The following is a 16,428-nucleotide window of genomic DNA, read 5'->3' on the forward strand; positions in this document are numbered from 1 at the left end:
TCTTACTAAGCAGTAGGCACTAAATCGGCGATACTTTTGGCGGCGCTCATAGCTACAGCGCCGTCCTTAGTCTCCACCATCACACGCAATAAAGGCTCGGTACCAGAAGCCCGAATTAACACCCTACCGATATCTTTGAGATTATTCTCAACCAATGAAATTTGTTTTTTGAGAGCCTCATCAGATTTCCAGTCGTAGCCAGGCTTAAATCTTACATTTAAGAGCACTTGCGGAAAAATGCTTACTGCATCCAATAGCTGCGCAAGGCTCTTCTTGGTTTGACTCATAACAGTTAATACCTGGAGCGCTGCGATGGTGCCGTCACCTGTTGAATGGCGATCTAAGCAAAGTAAATGCCCAGATCCTTCTCCGCCAACATGCCAACCATTCTTTTTGAGAAGCTCTAAAACATAGCGATCGCCAACATTGGCACGCTCAAATCTAATGCCAAGCTCTTTGATGGCATTTTCAACGGCCAGATTGGTCATCAATGTACCAACGACACCACCAACCTTGTCGCCACGGTCAACGCGATCTTTAGCCAAGACATAAAGCAACTCATCACCATTAAACAATCTACCGGATGCATCAACCATTTGCAAGCGATCAGCATCTCCATCCAAGGCTACGCCAATATCCGCTTTTACTTCCTGAACTTTTGCAATCAAAGCTGCAGGTGCGGTAGCACCGCATCCATCATTAATATTTCGACCATTGGGATGAACACCTATAGAGATAACTTCAGCACCTAACTCATGGAAAACATGTGGAGCAGTATGATAGGCAGCGCCGTTAGCGCAATCAACTACGATCTTTAATCCTTTTAGATTGAGGTGACCAGGAACGGTTGATTTACAAAACTCAATATATCTACCTGCTGCATCATCTAAGCGAAAAGCTTTACCCAAATCTTTAGAGCTTACGCAGCCGATTGGGTTTTCTAACTCTTTTTCAATAGCAAACTCAAAGTCATCTGAAAATTTATCCCCTTCTGCAGAGAAAAATTTAATACCGTTATCTTGATAAGGATTGTGAGATGCGGAAATTACTAATCCTGCAGATAAGCGTAAGGCTCTCGTGAGATAAGCAACTCCGGGTGTTGGTATGGGACCGCAAAGCATCACATCCACGCCAGCAGCTGCAAAGCCTGCCTCCAATGCTGCCTCCAACAAGTATCCAGAAACACGGGTATCTTTACCTATCAAAACCTTGCAACGCTCCCCTCGCTTAGCATTGCGTGTTAATACCTTGCCAGCCGCATAACCCAAGCGAGTCATAAATTCTGGAACGATAGGAAATTGACCCACCTCTCCTCGGATCCCGTCGGTACCAAAGTATTGTTTTTTCATGGGATTAATTATAAAACTTAGGCAGACATATCTACTTGAATAGCTTCCCATAGCTTTAGAGCATCAACTGTCTCGGCTACGTCATGAACCCTCACAATAGCGGCGCCTCGATCTGCCGCCATAATGGCCGCAGCAATGCTAGGGGCCACTCGGTCATTGGTGTCCTTACCGGTTATTTTGCCAATCATGGATTTGCGAGAGATGCCAGCCAATACAGGAAACCCTAATGATGAAAATTCAGCAAAATTAGTCAACATATTGAGGTTGTGCTCTAGGCTTTTACCAAAACCAAAGCCTGGATCAATAGCAATGCGATCATTTGCAATGCCAGAAGAAATTAAGAGGTCAGCCTGATCTTTTAGGAACTGCTTTACTTCAGCAATCACATTGGTATATTCAGGATTAAATTGCATCGTTAGGGGATCGCGTTGCATATGCATCAATACAATGCCGCAATTTTGACTTTCCAATACAGCGTCAACAGCGCCAGTTTGTCTAAGCGCCCAAATATCATTGACGCAATCCACACCAGCATTCAGTGCTTGGCGCATTGTTTCTGACTTGTAGGTATCGATTGAAAGCGGAACTCCGCAATCTTTGAGCGCCTCAATTACAGGCAGTACCCTATCAAGTTCTTCTTGGAGTCCAACGGGTTCTGCACCAGGTCTGGTTGATTCGCCGCCGATATCAATGAGATCAACACCTGCCGCAAGCATGCGCTCTGCTTGCGCAATTGCATCATTAGGCGACCTAAATTTACCGCCATCTGAAAATGAATCTGGCGTGGCATTCAAAATGCCCATGACTATTGGACGATTACGTTTAGCAAAATCAAAAAGAAAACGCCCACAACGCCATGTTGCGGGCTTAGTTTGAATGCTTTGATTTAGCTTCAAAGGCTAAAGCAATTCCTATTTATGCCGTAGCCGGTGCACCACCGGTCGCGGGACCAGGCGTACCAGCCGAATTACCAAACTGGGTTGCTGGCGGGGGCTTAGGTGACCGTGGTGGACGACCTTCCATAATGTCATTGATCTGCTCTGCATCAAGCGTTTCCCACTCAAGCAATGCGGCAACCATAGCCTCAACCTTGTCACGATTTTGCTCCAAGATTGATCTAGCTAAAGCATATTGACTATCAATCAGTGTACGAATTTCTGCGTCCACTTTTTGTTGAGTCAATTCAGAGACAGTCTTAGTGCTATTGCGACCAAAAATACTTTCAGATTCGGTATCAACATAAACCATCGTGCCTAAGCTATCGCTCATGCCATAACGGGTAACCATATCGCGAGCCATCTTAGTAGCACGCTCAAAGTCATTTGATGCCCCTGTACTCATGGAGTGCAAGAAAACTTCTTCAGCAGCACGTCCGCCAAACAGAATGGCCAACTCTTCCAACATGCGATCTTTATAAAGGTTCACGCGATCGAATTCAGGTAGCTGCCAAGTAACGCCTAATGCCATACCACGAGGCATGATGGTGACTTTGTGTACAGGATCAGCTTTAGGCAATACTTTGGCAACTACAGCATGGCCAGACTCGTGATAGGCCGTATTACGACGCTCTTCTTCACGCATCACAGCAGATTTGCGCTCAGGACCCATATAGATCTTATCTTTAGCATCCTCAAAGTCCTTCATATCAACCGAGCGCTTATTGCGGCGCGCAGCAAACAATGCAGCTTCATTGACTAGGTTTGCTAAGTCGGCGCCAGAGAAGCCAGGTGTTCCGCGCGCTAATACAGCCGCATTTACATCAGGATCGATAGGAACCTTACGCATATGCACTTGCAAGATCTGCTCGCGACCACGAATGTCAGGCAAGCCTACATGAACTTGACGATCAAAACGACCAGGACGGAGCAATGCTTTATCCAATACATCAGAGCGGTTGGTTGCAGCAACAACGATCACACCGCTATTACTCTCGAAACCATCCATCTCAACTAACATTTGATTCAATGTTTGCTCACGCTCATCGTTACCACCACCCATACCAGCGCCGCGATGACGACCTACTGCATCAATCTCATCAATGAAGATAATGCAAGGAGAATTTTTCTTGGCATTTTCAAACATGTCACGTACACGTGATGCTCCAACACCAACAAACATTTCTACGAAATCAGAACCTGAAATCGAAAAGAAGGGAACCTTTGCTTCGCCAGCAATGGCACGTGCCAATAGGGTTTTACCGGTGCCTGGAGGACCAACAAGCAACACACCATGAGGAATGCGGCCACCCAGCTTTTGGAATTTCTGAGGATCTTTTAAGAAATCTACTAACTCAAAGACTTCTTCTTTTGCTTCGTCGCAACCAGCAACATCAGCAAAAGTAACTGTATTGCTGTTCTCATCAATCAAACGAGCTTTTGATTTGCCAAAAGAGAATGCGCCGCCTTTGCCACCACCCTGCATTTGACGCATCATGAAAAACCAGAAACCAATAATTAAAAGAGTTGGTCCAAGATAGTACAAAGCAGACACCAACATATTTGGCTCATCATCCGCCTTACCTGTAACTTGAACTCCATACTTCATGAGGTCGCCTACCATCCAGATATCGCCTGGAGAGGTGATGGAATATTTAGCGCCATCAGCAGGTGTCACTTGCAATGTGCGACCTTGCACATCAACGCGCTTTACTTTTCCGGCTTTAGCGTCATCCATGAACTGTGAATAGGTGACCTGAGTTTGGTCCTTAGGCTTATCAAACTGCTTGAAAACAGTAAAAAGCACTAAGCCCACAATGAGCCACACACCGATTTTTTGGAACATATTGCTGTTCAAAATGAGTCCTTTTCTGGATTGAGCCAGGAGTTAAAGCAAATCGCTTCCTAAGTATTTGATTCTACTACCACCCTTTTTCAAGAGCTAATGGCATATTTATTTAATAAACCCCCTACAAATTCAGGGTTTTTGGCGATTATTTGGGTGGTTTTAGGTTTCTTCCAAGGAGGAATATCTCTGAAGAGCGGGCTCTTGATGCTTTAGGCTTGCGGGGGGCTACGGTTTTAAAGACCCTTTTAAAGGATTCCACAATTTGGCTATAGCCACTACCGTTAAAGCACTTGATTAATAAAGCACCCTCAGGCTTGAGATGTGCAACAGCAAAATCTAAGGCTATTTCTGCCAAAAAGGCCATTCTGGCAGCATCGGCAACGCCAACACCAGATAAATTAGGGGCCATATCCGAAAGGACTAAATCTACCTTTCCCTCGGCTTCTTTAGGTAATAAGGCCTCAAGCGCAGCTAGCCCTTCATCCTCACGAAAATCACCCTGAATAAAGCTCACATCCGCAATATCTTCCATAGGCAAAATATCAATCGCAATAATTTGGCCATCTGGTTTGCCAGACTCAATTTTTGGATTGCTTTTACCAAGCTCCGTTAGACGATTGCGGGCGTACTGAGACCAGCTCCCTGGGGCGCTACCCAAATCGACAATCGTCATGCCTGCTTTAATGAGATGATCTTGCTCGTCAATTTCGCTGAGCTTGTATACCGCTCTAGCGCGATAGCCCTCTTTTTGAGCCATCTTCACATAGGGGTCGGTTAAATGATCCTGCAACCAACTTTTATTAAATTTATTCTTTGCCACAACTTACCCACTTTCGCGCTCCATTTTCCTAGTTTCTTCCGGCTAAAGCAAAAGGAATCTAGAAAAAACCCATAAATTGGCTTTATTCGACTGATTTTGCTGGTGAATGCTCTATCATCGAGCCCATGACTGCACTCATCCTTACCCCCGCACAACGCAAATCTCTCAAAGCTGACGCACATGATTTAAGTCCTGTGGTGATGGTCGGCGGCGATGGCTTAACACCCGCTGTAATCAAAGAAGCAAAATTAGCCATCAATCATCATGGTTTGATTAAGATTCGCGTTTTTGGTGATGACCGTGAGGCTCGTACTGCAATCTATGAAGAGCTCTGCGATAAATTAGATGCCGCTCCAGTACAACATATCGGCAAATTATTGGTGCTATGGAAACCAAAAGATGCTGTTGATGAAGCATTTAGTAATTTAGGTCGATCAAGCAAGCAAACTAAAAAAACTTTGCAAGCGCCTCGCACTAAGCGTCAGCCAAATCGCACTGCAACTAAAACTAGTGTTCGTACTAGCACTTCCGAAAGATCGGGTCGTCGCTCTGCGTCTAACAAGTCGCCTTTTGAACGCGCGGCTGCTGTGAAGTCTTCTACGCCAAAGAAAAGAGTTTTGCGATCAGAGGCAGCTGAATCCAAAATTGGCTGGTCTTCCCCTGGTTATAGAAAAGCTACTGCAGCGCCAGCGCCCATTAAGAAACGTAAAGTGCGTATGAGCAGCACTAAGAAAAAATCTTTGGGCTCCTAAGACTTCTTTTGATTCGTTAAAAACGCCGCTAGTCGGCGTTTTTTGTTGCCCGCCACACGAAGACAATGCCCAGCAAAGTTTGGAGCATGTAGATTGCGCTTGAAATGCCATGCAAGCGACTAAAAAGAACAGCGTGAGTGGACTCGCGGACAGATAGACCCAAATACAAAGCTTGATCTCGCAAAGAATTCATCCAAGGAATGATGATAAAAGCAGCAGCTATCGCACATGCCAGCATTCCTAACAATATCCAACGATCTATTCGATATTGAGGCTTACCTACGCGTACAAAGTAATTGGCAAGAACCATCAGAACAATACTTGTTAGGACGCTTATGTATGCGGTTGACTTGAATAAGTTTGCCGCGACCATTCCAGCGACCTGACGATCCCCTAGACTCGAGAAGAGTGTCGGGACAACGAGAAATCCAATGGTCAATAAACCGCCAACCCAGAGACCCGAAAGCAGGTTAAAAATTCTCTGGGAATATGTTGGAAGCATTAAACGTAGCGAACGGCCAATATTTCAACTTCGCGGTTACCGCCTGGAGCTTGAACGGCAACAACGTCGCCCTCTTCCTTGCTAATTAACGCGCGCGCAATAGGCGAACTAATGGAAATCTTATTTAAAGCGATATCAGCCTCGTCATCACCCACAATTTGGTAGGTCAACTTGGTGCCATCTTCAAGATCTTCGAGGTCAACAGTAGCGCCAAATACGACACGCCCAGTAACGTCAAGAGAGGAAGGATCAATAATCTGGGCTGCAGACAGCTTGCCCTCTAGCTCTTGGATGCGACCTTCAATAAAACCCTGCTTTTCTTTGGCGGCATCATATTCTGCATTCTCAGAGAGATCGCCCTGAGCTCGTGCTTCAGAAATAGCAATGATGACCGCAGGACGCTCTACATGCTTTAAGCGGTGCAGCTCTTCCTTAAGAAGTTCTGCGCCGCGCTTAGTAATTGGAATTGTGCTCATGCTGCTTACCTAACTTAAAATCCTGCGCAAAATTACGCTTAAAAACTGATTTTAGATTAAATAAGCGTCCGATGTAAGTTTTGCAATGAATAGACCTCGAGCGACTCTAACTTGCCATTTTGAGATGCCAATAAACCATCCATTACTGCGCGTGCCGCACTAATGGTTGTGTAGTAAGTCACGCCATTAGCCTGAGCACTGGTACGAATAGACCTAGAGTCAGCAATGGCAGTGCGGGTTTCATCCACAGTAGTGAATACCAAAGAAATTTCGCCATTCTTGATGAAATCAACAATGTGAGGACGTCCATCCTTGACCTTATTTACCACTCTTACAGGCAATCCAGCCGCTTCAATTGCAGCGGCAGTACCCTTTGTAGCGACTATTGGGAAACCGAGCTGATGCAATAACTTGGCAACTTCAATCGCCTTTGGCTTATCGCTATCCTTTACAGTCAAAAGAACAGTTCCGCTCTTAGGTAGCTTAATGCCTGCACCCAATTGAGACTTGAACAAGGCCTCGCCAAAGGTTTTACCAACACCCATCACCTCACCAGTTGAGCGCATTTCTGGCCCAAGGATTGGATCGATACCAGGGAATTTATTAAATGGGAATACAGCTTCTTTCACAGAGAAGTATGGAGGTTTCACTTCAGCAGTAATGCCTTGCTGAGCAAGCGTTTGACCAACCATACAACGAGCAGCTATCTTAGCCAGTTGTAAACCAGTGGCTTTGGAAACGAAAGGCACGGTGCGGGAAGCGCGTGGATTTACTTCAAGAACATAGATAACATCATTGCCATCTACATTTTGTATAGCAAATTGAACGTTCATTAGACCAATAACATTCAATCCCTTGGCCATCGCTGCAGTTTGACGCTTAATTTCTTCTACCGTTTTATCGGATAAAGAATAAGGGGGCAAGGAACAGGCTGAGTCACCAGAGTGAACGCCGGCTTGTTCAATATGCTCCATAACGCCACCGATGAATACTTTTTCGCCATCACTAATACAGTCAACATCACACTCGATCGCATCATTTAAGAAGCGATCTAGCAAAACAGGAGAGTCATGGGAGACTTTGACAGCTTCTCGCATATAGCGCTCCAGGTCACGTCCATCATGAACGATCTCCATGGCACGACCACCCAAAACATAGGAAGGACGCACAACTAATGGATAACCAATTTCTTCAGCTAACTTGAGAGCCTCTTCTTCGGTACGCGCAGTGCGATTTGGTGGTTGACGTAAGCCCAAGTCTTGCAATAATTTTTGGAAGCGTTCACGATCTTCTGCGGCATCAATCATGTCAGGTGATGTGCCGATAATCGGAACGCCGTTACGTTCAAGATCCAATGCCAGCTTCAAAGGAGTTTGACCGCCGTACTGGACGATGACGCCCTTTGGCTTTTCCTTGGCTACGATCTCAAGAACATCCTCAAGAGTTAATGGCTCAAAGTACAAGCGATCAGACGTGTCGTAATCAGTTGAAACTGTTTCAGGATTGCAGTTGACCATAATGGTTTCATAACCATCATCGCGCATAGCTAAGGCCGCATGTACACAGCAATAGTCAAACTCAATGCCTTGACCGATTCTATTCGGGCCACCACCCAGAACCATAATCTTGTCTTTATTGGTTGGGTTGGACTCGCACTCGCCATGCTCAGCTTCATAGGTTGAATACAAATACGCAGTATTTGTTGAGAACTCAGCAGCGCAGGTATCCACACGTTTATAGACAGGGACCACCTTTAAGCGGTGACGTGCAGCACGAACCGAGGCAGCATCAATACCAAGTAACTTTGCTAAACGACGGTCAGAGAAGCCCTTCTGTTTCACAAAGCGTAGTTCTGGGGCAGTAAGACTGTCAATTTTGCGTTGCTTTAACTCAGCTTCAATCGTAATGAGCTCTTCGATTTGCTCTAAGAACCAAGGGTCAACTTTAGTTTCTGAATAAATCTCATCAAGACCCATGCCCATACGGAAAGCATCAGCCAAATACCAAATACGGTCTGGGCCCGGCTCATTAATTTCGTTAATGATGTCATCGAGATCTGTAGACACTTCATCCAGACCATCGACACCGACTTCTAAGCCGCGCAACGCTTTTTGGAATGACTCTTGGAAGGTGCGGCCAATAGCCATCACTTCTCCAACAGATTTCATTTGAGTGGTTAAGCGTGAGTCTGCTTGCGGGAACTTCTCGAACGCGAAGCGTGGAATCTTTGTTACCACATAGTCGATTGATGGCTCAAAAGATGCTGGCGTAGCTCCGCCAGTAATGTCATTTTTAAGTTCGTCTAATGTGTATCCAACCGCTAATTTGGCTGCTATCTTTGCAATTGGGAAACCAGTTGCTTTGGAGGCCAATGCAGATGAACGCGAAACCCGTGGATTCATCTCAATGACAATCATGCGACCATCAACTGGGTTGATCGAGAACTGAACGTTTGATCCACCGGTGTCAACACCGATTTCTCGTAATACTGCAATCGATGCGTTACGCATGATTTGATATTCTTTATCAGTCAAAGTTTGCGCAGGAGCAACGGTAATGGAGTCACCCGTATGAACTCCCATTGGGTCTAAGTTTTCAATCGAGCAAACAATGATGCAGTTGTCATTGCGATCGCGCACTACTTCCATTTCAAACTCTTTCCAACCAAGCAAAGATTCTTCAATAAGAAGTTCGCGAGTTGGGGATAAATCGAGACCGCGTTTGCAAATCTCTTCAAATTCTTCGCGGTTATAAGCAATACCGCCACCAGATCCACCCATGGTGAATGATGGGCGAATAACAACCGGGAATCCTGAGCTACCTGTTTCCTGTTGTATACGCTGTTGCACTTCGTGCGCTTCGTCCATCGAGTGCGCAATACCAGACTTGGCAGAGCCTAGACCAATCTTGGTCATGGCCTCTTTAAATTTCTGACGATCTTCCGCTTTGTCAATCGCTTCAGGAGATGCCCCAATAAGCTCGCATCCGTATTTTTCTAACACGCCATGACGATGCAGATCTAATGCGCAGTTCAGTGCTGTTTGACCACCCATCGTTGGCAATATCGCATCTGGTTTTTCAGTGGCAATAATGCGCTCTACCACTTCCCAAGTAATCGGCTCAATGTAAGTGACATCAGCCATTTCAGGATCTGTCATGATGGTCGCAGGATTACTGTTTACCAATATGACTTTGTAACCCTCGTCACGCAGCGCTTTACATGCTTGCGCGCCAGAATAGTCAAATTCACAAGCCTGACCAATCACGATCGGTCCTGCACCAATAATCAGAATGCTCTTAATGTCGCTACGCTTAGGCATTATTTGCCCTCCTTCTTGCTGGCAGCATTCATGAGCTCCACAAAACGATCAAATAAATAGGCAATGTCATGAGGTCCAGGCGAGGCTTCAGGATGTCCTTGGAAACACAGTGCCGGCTTATCCTTCCAAGCCAAACCTTGTAAAGAACCATCAAACAAAGAAACATGAGTTACACGAATATTGTCTGGCAATGTATTGGCATCAACTGCAAAACCATGGTTCTGAGAAGTAATTGCCACACGACCAGTATCCAAATCTTTCACTGGGTGGTTTGCGCCATGGTGACCAAACTTCATCTTCAACGTTTTTGCACCAGCAGCAAGACCCATAATTTGATGGCCTAAGCAGATACCAAAAGTTGGAACACCTTTTTCGATGATTTCTTTTGCCGCAGTAATTGCGTAATCACATGGACCGGGATCTCCAGGGCCATTCGAAAAGAAGACGCCATCAGGGTTCATAGCCAATACTTCAGCTGCACTAGTTTGTGCTGGCACTACCGTCAATTGACAGCCACGCTCAGCAAGCATGCGAAGAATATTGCGCTTCACACCAAAGTCATAAGCAACAACTTTCTTAACTGGCTTGCTTGTATCTAGGCCTCTATATGCAGGCTTGCCATTAGGACCGTGCAGATCCCATTCAGCTTCACGCCACTCATAAGACTTATTAGTTGTAACTACTTTAGCTAGATCTAACCCAGACATACCAGGGAAAGCCCTAGCAAGTTCAAGAGCTTTCTTACCCAAAGCCTCATAATCATCACCCAACTTGCCAGCAACGATTGCGCCTGATTGAGCGCCTTTGTCGCGCAAAATTCTGGTGAGCTTGCGAGTATCGATTCCAGCAATTCCTAAAACACCGGCTTTAGTGAGGTAGCTATCTAGAGAGTCTTCGGAGCGGAAGTTAGATACGCGTTTTGGGAGGTCTTTAATGACTAATCCCGCTGAATGGATTTGATCGGATTCTGCATCCTGAGCGTTCACGCCGACGTTACCAATGTGTGGGTAAGTCAAAGTAACAATTTGCCGTGAATAGCTAGGATCAGTAATGATCTCTTGATATCCAGTCAACGCTGTATTGAAAACAACTTCGCCGGTAGTTTCGCCTGGGGCGCCAATACTGAATCCGGGAAATAAGGTGCCGTCGGCTAAGGCCAACACGGCTGGGGGAAAAGAAGGAAGCAAGGGTGACAAACCATCTCCAGTCCCTGCTCCATCCGACGCTCAAAACCCTCAAAAAGACCAACCCGAGGATGTTTTTGCGGGAGGTGAGTGTCTTTAAGCGCTAGGGTATTTAATTAGTTTCGAACCTTGCAATCATACCATTTCTGCTCGTAAACCCTTGAATATCCAGTCAAATGGGGCTTACAAAGGAAAAAGCCCCTCCAACCTGATGGCTGGCGGAGCTTTTTGGCCAAGATTAAGGGTTTTTAAGCCTTAGCGCTTTGCTCAATGATGGTCTTAATTTGAGCCAATACAGTCTGGTCGTCCATGGTGCTGATATCACCAGGATCGCGACCCTCGGCAACGGCCTGGAGCGCGCGGCGCACAATCTTGCCTGAACGCGTTTTTGGCAGTGCCGTGACAATGTAAACACGACCTGGGCGAGCAATAGCGCCCAGAGTTGTATCTACAGTTTTCATGCATTCCGCTTCTAAGGTAGCGGTATTTGAGGCGTCCTTAGGGATCACGAAAGCAATCGCAGCCTGACCTTTAAGCTTGTCCTCAATACCTACTACTGCTACCTCTGAAATATTGGGATGGCTAGAAATGCTCTCTTCAATTTCGCGAGTACCCAAACGATGTCCGGCAACGTTAATCACGTCATCTGTTCGACCAAGAATGAAGAAGTAACCATCCTTGTCTTTGATACCCCAGTCAAAGGTCGAATAAATTAACTTGCCTGGAATAGTTTCCCAATAGGTGCTGACAAAACGCTTATCGTCACCCCAAACCGTTTGCATACAGCCTGGAGGCAATGGCCCTTCGATGGCGATAACCCCTTTTTGATCTGGACCCAACTCTTCAGATGTAGCGTCATCAAGCAACTTCATGTTGTAGCCAAATGATGGCACACCTGGTGAGCCAAATTTATGCGGCATCACTTCTACGCCACGTTGAATTGCCAGCATCGGCCAGCCAGTCTCTGTTTGCCAGTAGTTATCGACAATCGGCTTATTAATAGCGCCATGAATCCAACTTGCAGTTGGCTCATCCAAAGGCTCGCCGGCCAAAAACAATGCACGTAATTTAGAAAGATCATGTTTAGTCAAGAATGAAGGATCTTGTTTCTTGAGCACACGAACTGCTGTTGGCGCAGAGAACATGACAGAAACTTTATATTTATCTACCAGCTCCCACCAGATACCAGCATCAGGACGCAAAGGTGTGCCCTCATACATGATTGTGGCCATACCTGAAAGTAATGGCGCATAAATGATGTAGCTATGACCAACCACCCAGCCAATGTCTGAGGTGCAGAACATTGTCTCGCCTGGATTGCCAGTGAAAATATGCTTCATCGAAGCAGCGAGCGCAACAGCATAACCACCGGTATCGCGTTGCACGCCTTTTGGTTTTCCTGTCGTGCCGGATGTATACAAAATATAGGAGGGATGTGTAGCATCAACCCACTCAACTGGAACGACATCGTGGAGGTGCTTTTGACGCTCAGTTGCATAATCCAGATCTCGTCCAGCAACAGTCGTGAACTCAGTTAAGCCACGGTTCACAATCAACACTTTTGCTGGTTTGTATTCAGCTAAAGTAATTGCCTCGTCCAACAATGGCTTGTAAGGAACTGCTTTACCACCGCGAGCACCTGCTTCTGCAGTAACGATAAGCTTTGGTTTTGCATCGTCAATTCGCGAAGCAAGGCTGTGTGATGCGAAGCCGCCAAATACAACAGAGTGAATTGCGCCAATACGAGCGCAGGCCAACATTGCAAAACATGCTTCAGCAATCATTGGCATATAAATGAGCACACGATCGCCCTTTTGAATGCCGTTTGCTTTATAGATTGCAGCCATACGATTAACTTCTTCGTATAACTCTTTAAATGTGTAAGTTTTCTCTTGATTGGTTTCTGTTGAAACGGCAACCAGAGCGATTTGATCCGGGCGATCTTTGAGGTGGCGATCTACTGCGTTGTAGCAAAGATTCGTAAGTCCACCCTCAAACCATTTTGCAAATGGCGGGTTGTTGTAGTTCAGAACCTTATCGAATGGCTTTTCCCAGTGAATTAACTGCGCTTGCTCACCCCAAAATCCGTCTGGGTCTTTAATTGAGCGTTCGTGGTGTGCTTTATAGGACATGGTCAACCTGATTTCTTTAAAAAGTTACTGAAATTACTGGCTTTTGCTCGCCCCTTTGCTGCCGTTATTACTGCTGGAAGAGGCTGAGCTGCCATTTTTCGCAGATTTTGCAAGCCCTGTCGATGCGGATTTATGCTGAGATGCAGCATTTTTTTCAGAAGAATTACCCTTAGAGGCTGTTTTTCCTGTTGTTTTGCTTGTTGTAGCAGGGGCGCACTTTGCTGTCTTGGCACCTTTCGCATTATTTGCCGGTTTTGAGCACTTAGGTGCAGGGGGCGCAGGCTTCTCTAAGCTTAAGCTGGCATTTTCTGCCATGGCGGTCGATACATCTCCAGGACGGCGATTAGTTTTAGGAATCAATACCGTAGACCCTGAACGTATTCTCATTCCCCGCGGTATGCCGTTCACTTCTCTTAGGGTGTCTACATCTACGCCCAAGGTTTTCGCCGCTTGATCCACGCTCTCAGTCCTAGAGACTTGAACAGCCGTCCATGAAGAAAGCGGTTTGTCGTATTGCTTCAAGTTAGCCTGAAAGATTTCAGCATGAGCAAATGGCAAGAGGATTTGCTGATTTGCATTACTCAGAATGACTGGTTTGTTAAATGAGGGATTGAGACTATGAAATTCATCCGAAGGAATTTCAGCCAATTTAATTACCAGGGCTACGTCAATATCACTCCCTACATCTACTGCAACAAAGTATGGATGGTTTTCAAGGTCAGGTAACACAATGCCATACGCTTGTGGATCCAAAACAATTTGGCGATATGCCATTAACTTTGGAACATAATTTCGTGTTTCACGAGGCAAGGTCAGACTCTCATAATCTGTTGGTAATCCGGCTGCAGCATTACGCTTCTGTGCTTTTGCAATATTCCCGGCGCCCCAGTTATATGCAGCCAATGCAAGCTCCCAGCTACCAAATTGGTTATGCAAGCGCTGCAAGTAATCTAATGCTGCATCGGTTGATTGAACTACATCTCGCCGCTCATCCCTAAATACGTTTTGCGTTAAGCGAAAATCTTTACCGGTGGCTGGCATAAATTGCCATAAGCCCACCGCTTTTGCGCTTGACTTAGCGTGCGTAACAAATGCGCTCTCCACAAATGGGAGCAACGCAATCTCAGTTGGCATATTTCGTGCATTGACTTCTTGAACAATGTAAAACAAATAGCGCGAAGACCGTGTCATTGAACGATTAACGTAATCAGGTCTAGCAGCGAGCCAGCGGACTTGCTCAATTTCTAATGGAGTATTCATGGGCTCCATTTGGAAGCCATCACGTATGCGTATCCATAAGTTATCCGAAGGCGCGTATATCTTGCTGACCGATTGGTTTTTTAGGTTTACGCGAGTAGCTTTAGACGATTTTGGATTGGCCTTTGTTGGGGTGTCAGATGACCAATCTCCGGTGCCAGCACAGCCACTTAAGAAAGCAACAATCAATGCTGCATAAAGCATGCGCATCAGAAGCGATCTTTCCAAGCGCGGATAACTGCTAAGACGTGAGCGGGGCTTGGCAGCTCCGCCTGCCCTGAAACCTCTTTTGCCATTGCAATGACTTCAGGCTGATCGCAGCGCATAAAGGGGTTAACTTGCAGCTCTTGACCGATCGTAGTGGGAAGCGTAGGCACCCCCTGCTCTCGTAAAGATTTCGCCTGCTCTGCCCATGCAACTAAATTATGGTTATTAGGTTCAACAGCCAATGCAAAGCGAATATTAGATAAGGTGTATTCGTGCGTACAGTAAACCAAAGTATTTTTTGGCAACGCAGCAAACTTACTTAACGATTCACTCATCTGAGTAGGTGTGCCCTCAAACAATCTTCCGCAACCAGAGGCAAATAAAGTATCCCCACAGAACAACATAGGCTCTACAACGTTAGCCTGCATATTGGCAAAATAGGCAATATGGCTCAGGGTATGGCCCGGAACTTCAAATACTTTCAAGCTAATTCGTGGAGAAGCAATTTCAATTTTGTCGTCTTGCATTGCAACCACAGTTCGACCGGGAATGTTATCCCCCACTGGCCCGTAGACAGGAATATGGGGTCCTAACTTTCCCAATAAGGACAGAATTCCTCCCGTATGGTCAGCATGGTGATGCGTAATTAAGATTCCCTTGAGAGCTAATTTATTTGCCTTTAGAAATTCAAGGGTCGGATCAGCATCCCCCGGATCGACAACCAATGCATTGCTACCATCGTGAATGCACCAAATGTAGTTATCATCAAAGGCCGGTATGGGCCAGACTTGCAATAAAGTATTCTTATCCATGTACTCATGATACCAACCCCTCCCATCCCCTCTCAGATGCCTGCACCCCCATGGAGCTCTTGGGAAAAGTGGCTCCAATCTCCGCCAGGTCGCTATGTGCTTAATTGGGAGCAGCAATGCTTTGATCAAATCGTTGCCGATGTCTTTGGGTTTCATGCTGTCCAAATTGGCTTGCCACAAATAAACACGCTTAGCGAGAATCGGATGCCACTACATGCGCTCCTGATTCATTCAAACGACAACCGTACCCTTGCTGGTCGCTTTGACTGGCATTTAATTGAAGCCAACTCTACTGAACTCCCTTTTGCTAGCGAGAGCCTTGATTTAATAGTTCTGCCTCATGTTTTGGAATTTGCATCTGATCCCCATCAGATACTTCGAGAAGTAGATCGAGTGCTACGACCAGAAGGTCGCCTAATCATCTCCGGCTTTAATCCAGCTAGCCTGTGGGGCGCTCGACAATATCTCAGTAGATTGATAGGAACACCTTATCTTCCAAGGGATGGTCAATTCATCAGCCTCATTCGCATTAAAGATTGGCTTGAGCTTCTCAATTTCTCTCTCGATCGCGGCCACTTTGGATGTTACAAATTTCCCCTACAGGGCGAAGCTGTTATGGGTAAGATGAATTTCCTTGAAAAAATGGGGAATCGTTGGTGGCCAATATTTGGGGCAGTTTTCCTGGTTTCAGCTATCAAGCGCCAACAAGGAATGCGCCTCATCGGCCCAGCTTCTCTAGTCCGAATTCCGGCAATTAAGCAACTAAGCCCCGCTGCGGAGCGAAGTAATCTGCAAAAACGTCTTAAGAGAAACAATAACCAGTAAATTATTGC

General features: G+C 45.9%; 14 protein-coding genes. 3 read left to right on the top strand and 11 right to left on the bottom strand.

Features of this window, described 5'->3' with window-relative positions; translation table 11 throughout:
* Positions 1-5 precede the first annotated feature (5 nt).
* The 4 genes from glmM to JaK3_RS07565 form a co-directional block, all read right to left on the bottom strand.
* Positions 6-1,349 (bottom strand): phosphoglucosamine mutase, encoded by a 1,344-nt coding sequence (gene glmM / locus JaK3_RS07550; RefSeq protein ID WP_068322951.1) that lies wholly within the window; start codon positions 1,347-1,349, stop codon positions 6-8.
* 17 nt (positions 1,350-1,366) lie between these two features.
* Positions 1,367-2,245, bottom strand: coding sequence for a dihydropteroate synthase (gene folP / locus JaK3_RS07555; RefSeq protein WP_068322954.1), 879 nt, complete (start codon positions 2,243-2,245; stop codon positions 1,367-1,369).
* 19 nt (positions 2,246-2,264) lie between these two features.
* Complete coding sequence (gene ftsH / locus JaK3_RS07560; protein WP_068322957.1) at positions 2,265-4,142, bottom strand: ATP-dependent zinc metalloprotease FtsH; 1,878 nt, start codon at positions 4,140-4,142, stop codon at positions 2,265-2,267.
* A gap of 136 nt (positions 4,143-4,278) precedes the next feature.
* Positions 4,279-4,953, bottom strand: coding sequence for an RlmE family RNA methyltransferase (locus tag JaK3_RS07565; RefSeq protein ID WP_068322960.1), 675 nt, complete (start codon positions 4,951-4,953; stop codon positions 4,279-4,281).
* Positions 4,954-5,078: 125 nt separating this feature from the next.
* Between JaK3_RS07565 and JaK3_RS07570 the strand changes: the two genes are divergently transcribed.
* Positions 5,079-5,705: a YhbY family RNA-binding protein gene (locus JaK3_RS07570; RefSeq protein WP_068322964.1), complete on the top strand. Its 627-nt coding sequence runs from the start codon at positions 5,079-5,081 to the stop codon at positions 5,703-5,705.
* Between the two features lie 28 nt (positions 5,706-5,733).
* Here JaK3_RS07570 and JaK3_RS07575 read toward each other — a convergent pair whose 3' ends face one another.
* The 6 genes from JaK3_RS07575 to JaK3_RS07600 form a co-directional block, all read right to left on the bottom strand.
* Positions 5,734-6,207, bottom strand: a complete 474-nt coding sequence (locus tag JaK3_RS07575; RefSeq protein ID WP_068322967.1) for a DUF4149 domain-containing protein — start codon at positions 6,205-6,207, stop codon at positions 5,734-5,736.
* Complete coding sequence (gene greA, locus JaK3_RS07580) at positions 6,207-6,683, bottom strand: transcription elongation factor GreA (RefSeq protein ID WP_068322970.1); 477 nt, start codon at positions 6,681-6,683, stop codon at positions 6,207-6,209. The genes JaK3_RS07575 and greA overlap by 1 nt, the downstream gene beginning before the upstream one ends.
* 56 nt (positions 6,684-6,739) lie before the next feature.
* A complete protein-coding gene (carB, locus tag JaK3_RS07585) occupies positions 6,740-10,003 on the bottom strand; it encodes a carbamoyl-phosphate synthase large subunit (RefSeq protein WP_068322973.1) in 3,264 nt (1,087 codons plus the stop codon).
* A complete protein-coding gene (gene carA, locus JaK3_RS07590; RefSeq protein ID WP_068322976.1) occupies positions 10,003-11,190 on the bottom strand; it encodes a glutamine-hydrolyzing carbamoyl-phosphate synthase small subunit in 1,188 nt (395 codons plus the stop codon). The genes carB and carA overlap by 1 nt, the downstream gene beginning before the upstream one ends.
* Before the next feature lie 245 nt (positions 11,191-11,435).
* The gene (locus JaK3_RS07595; protein WP_068322979.1) at positions 11,436-13,319 is read right to left on the bottom strand and encodes a propionate--CoA ligase; all 1,884 of its coding nucleotides are present in this window, start codon (positions 13,317-13,319) and stop codon (positions 11,436-11,438) included.
* Positions 13,320-13,352: 33 nt separating this feature from the next.
* Entirely contained in the window at positions 13,353-14,579 is a 1,227-nt protein-coding gene (locus JaK3_RS07600) for a transglycosylase SLT domain-containing protein (protein WP_240480916.1), read from the bottom strand.
* Between JaK3_RS07600 and JaK3_RS10865 the strand changes: the two genes are divergently transcribed.
* The gene (locus tag JaK3_RS10865; protein ID WP_240480917.1) at positions 14,578-14,775 is read left to right on the top strand and encodes a hypothetical protein; all 198 of its coding nucleotides are present in this window, start codon (positions 14,578-14,580) and stop codon (positions 14,773-14,775) included. The two genes, JaK3_RS07600 and JaK3_RS10865, sit on opposite strands and share 2 nt — an antisense overlap.
* A gap of 10 nt (positions 14,776-14,785) precedes the next feature.
* On the opposite strand, the gene gloB is transcribed toward JaK3_RS10865, so the two are convergent.
* The gene (gene gloB / locus JaK3_RS07605; RefSeq protein ID WP_082786402.1) at positions 14,786-15,595 is read right to left on the bottom strand and encodes a hydroxyacylglutathione hydrolase; all 810 of its coding nucleotides are present in this window, start codon (positions 15,593-15,595) and stop codon (positions 14,786-14,788) included.
* A 6-nt stretch (positions 15,596-15,601) separates the two neighbouring features.
* Between gloB and JaK3_RS07610 the strand changes: the two genes are divergently transcribed.
* Positions 15,602-16,420, top strand: coding sequence for a class I SAM-dependent methyltransferase (locus JaK3_RS07610; protein ID WP_082786403.1), 819 nt, complete (start codon positions 15,602-15,604; stop codon positions 16,418-16,420).
* Positions 16,421-16,428 lie beyond the last annotated feature (8 nt).

This window comes from Polynucleobacter yangtzensis (genome assembly GCF_001595965.1).
GTDB classification, from domain to species: Bacteria; Pseudomonadota; Gammaproteobacteria; order Burkholderiales; family Burkholderiaceae; genus Polynucleobacter; species Polynucleobacter yangtzensis.

Excerpts from the sequence above, each read along its gene's own strand:
- glmM (WP_068322951.1), bottom strand. The coding sequence starts at position 1,349 with ATGAAAAAACAATACTTTGGTACCGACGGGATCCGAGGAGAGGTGGGT.
- JaK3_RS07570 (WP_068322964.1), top strand. The coding sequence starts at position 5,079 with ATGACTGCACTCATCCTTACCCCCGCACAACGCAAATCTCTCAAAGCT.
- JaK3_RS07575 (WP_068322967.1), bottom strand. The coding sequence starts at position 6,207 with ATGCTTCCAACATATTCCCAGAGAATTTTTAACCTGCTTTCGGGTCTC.
- greA (WP_068322970.1), bottom strand. The coding sequence starts at position 6,683 with ATGAGCACAATTCCAATTACTAAGCGCGGCGCAGAACTTCTTAAGGAA.
- carB (WP_068322973.1), bottom strand. The coding sequence starts at position 10,003 with ATGCCTAAGCGTAGCGACATTAAGAGCATTCTGATTATTGGTGCAGGA.
- JaK3_RS07595 (WP_068322979.1), bottom strand. The coding sequence starts at position 13,319 with ATGTCCTATAAAGCACACCACGAACGCTCAATTAAAGACCCAGACGGA.
- JaK3_RS10865 (WP_240480917.1), top strand. The coding sequence starts at position 14,578 with ATGGGCTCCATTTGGAAGCCATCACGTATGCGTATCCATAAGTTATCC.
- JaK3_RS07600 (WP_240480916.1), bottom strand. The coding sequence starts at position 14,579 with ATGAATACTCCATTAGAAATTGAGCAAGTCCGCTGGCTCGCTGCTAGA.
- gloB (WP_082786402.1), bottom strand. The coding sequence starts at position 15,595 with ATGGATAAGAATACTTTATTGCAAGTCTGGCCCATACCGGCCTTTGAT.
- JaK3_RS07610 (WP_082786403.1), top strand. The coding sequence starts at position 15,602 with ATGATACCAACCCCTCCCATCCCCTCTCAGATGCCTGCACCCCCATGG.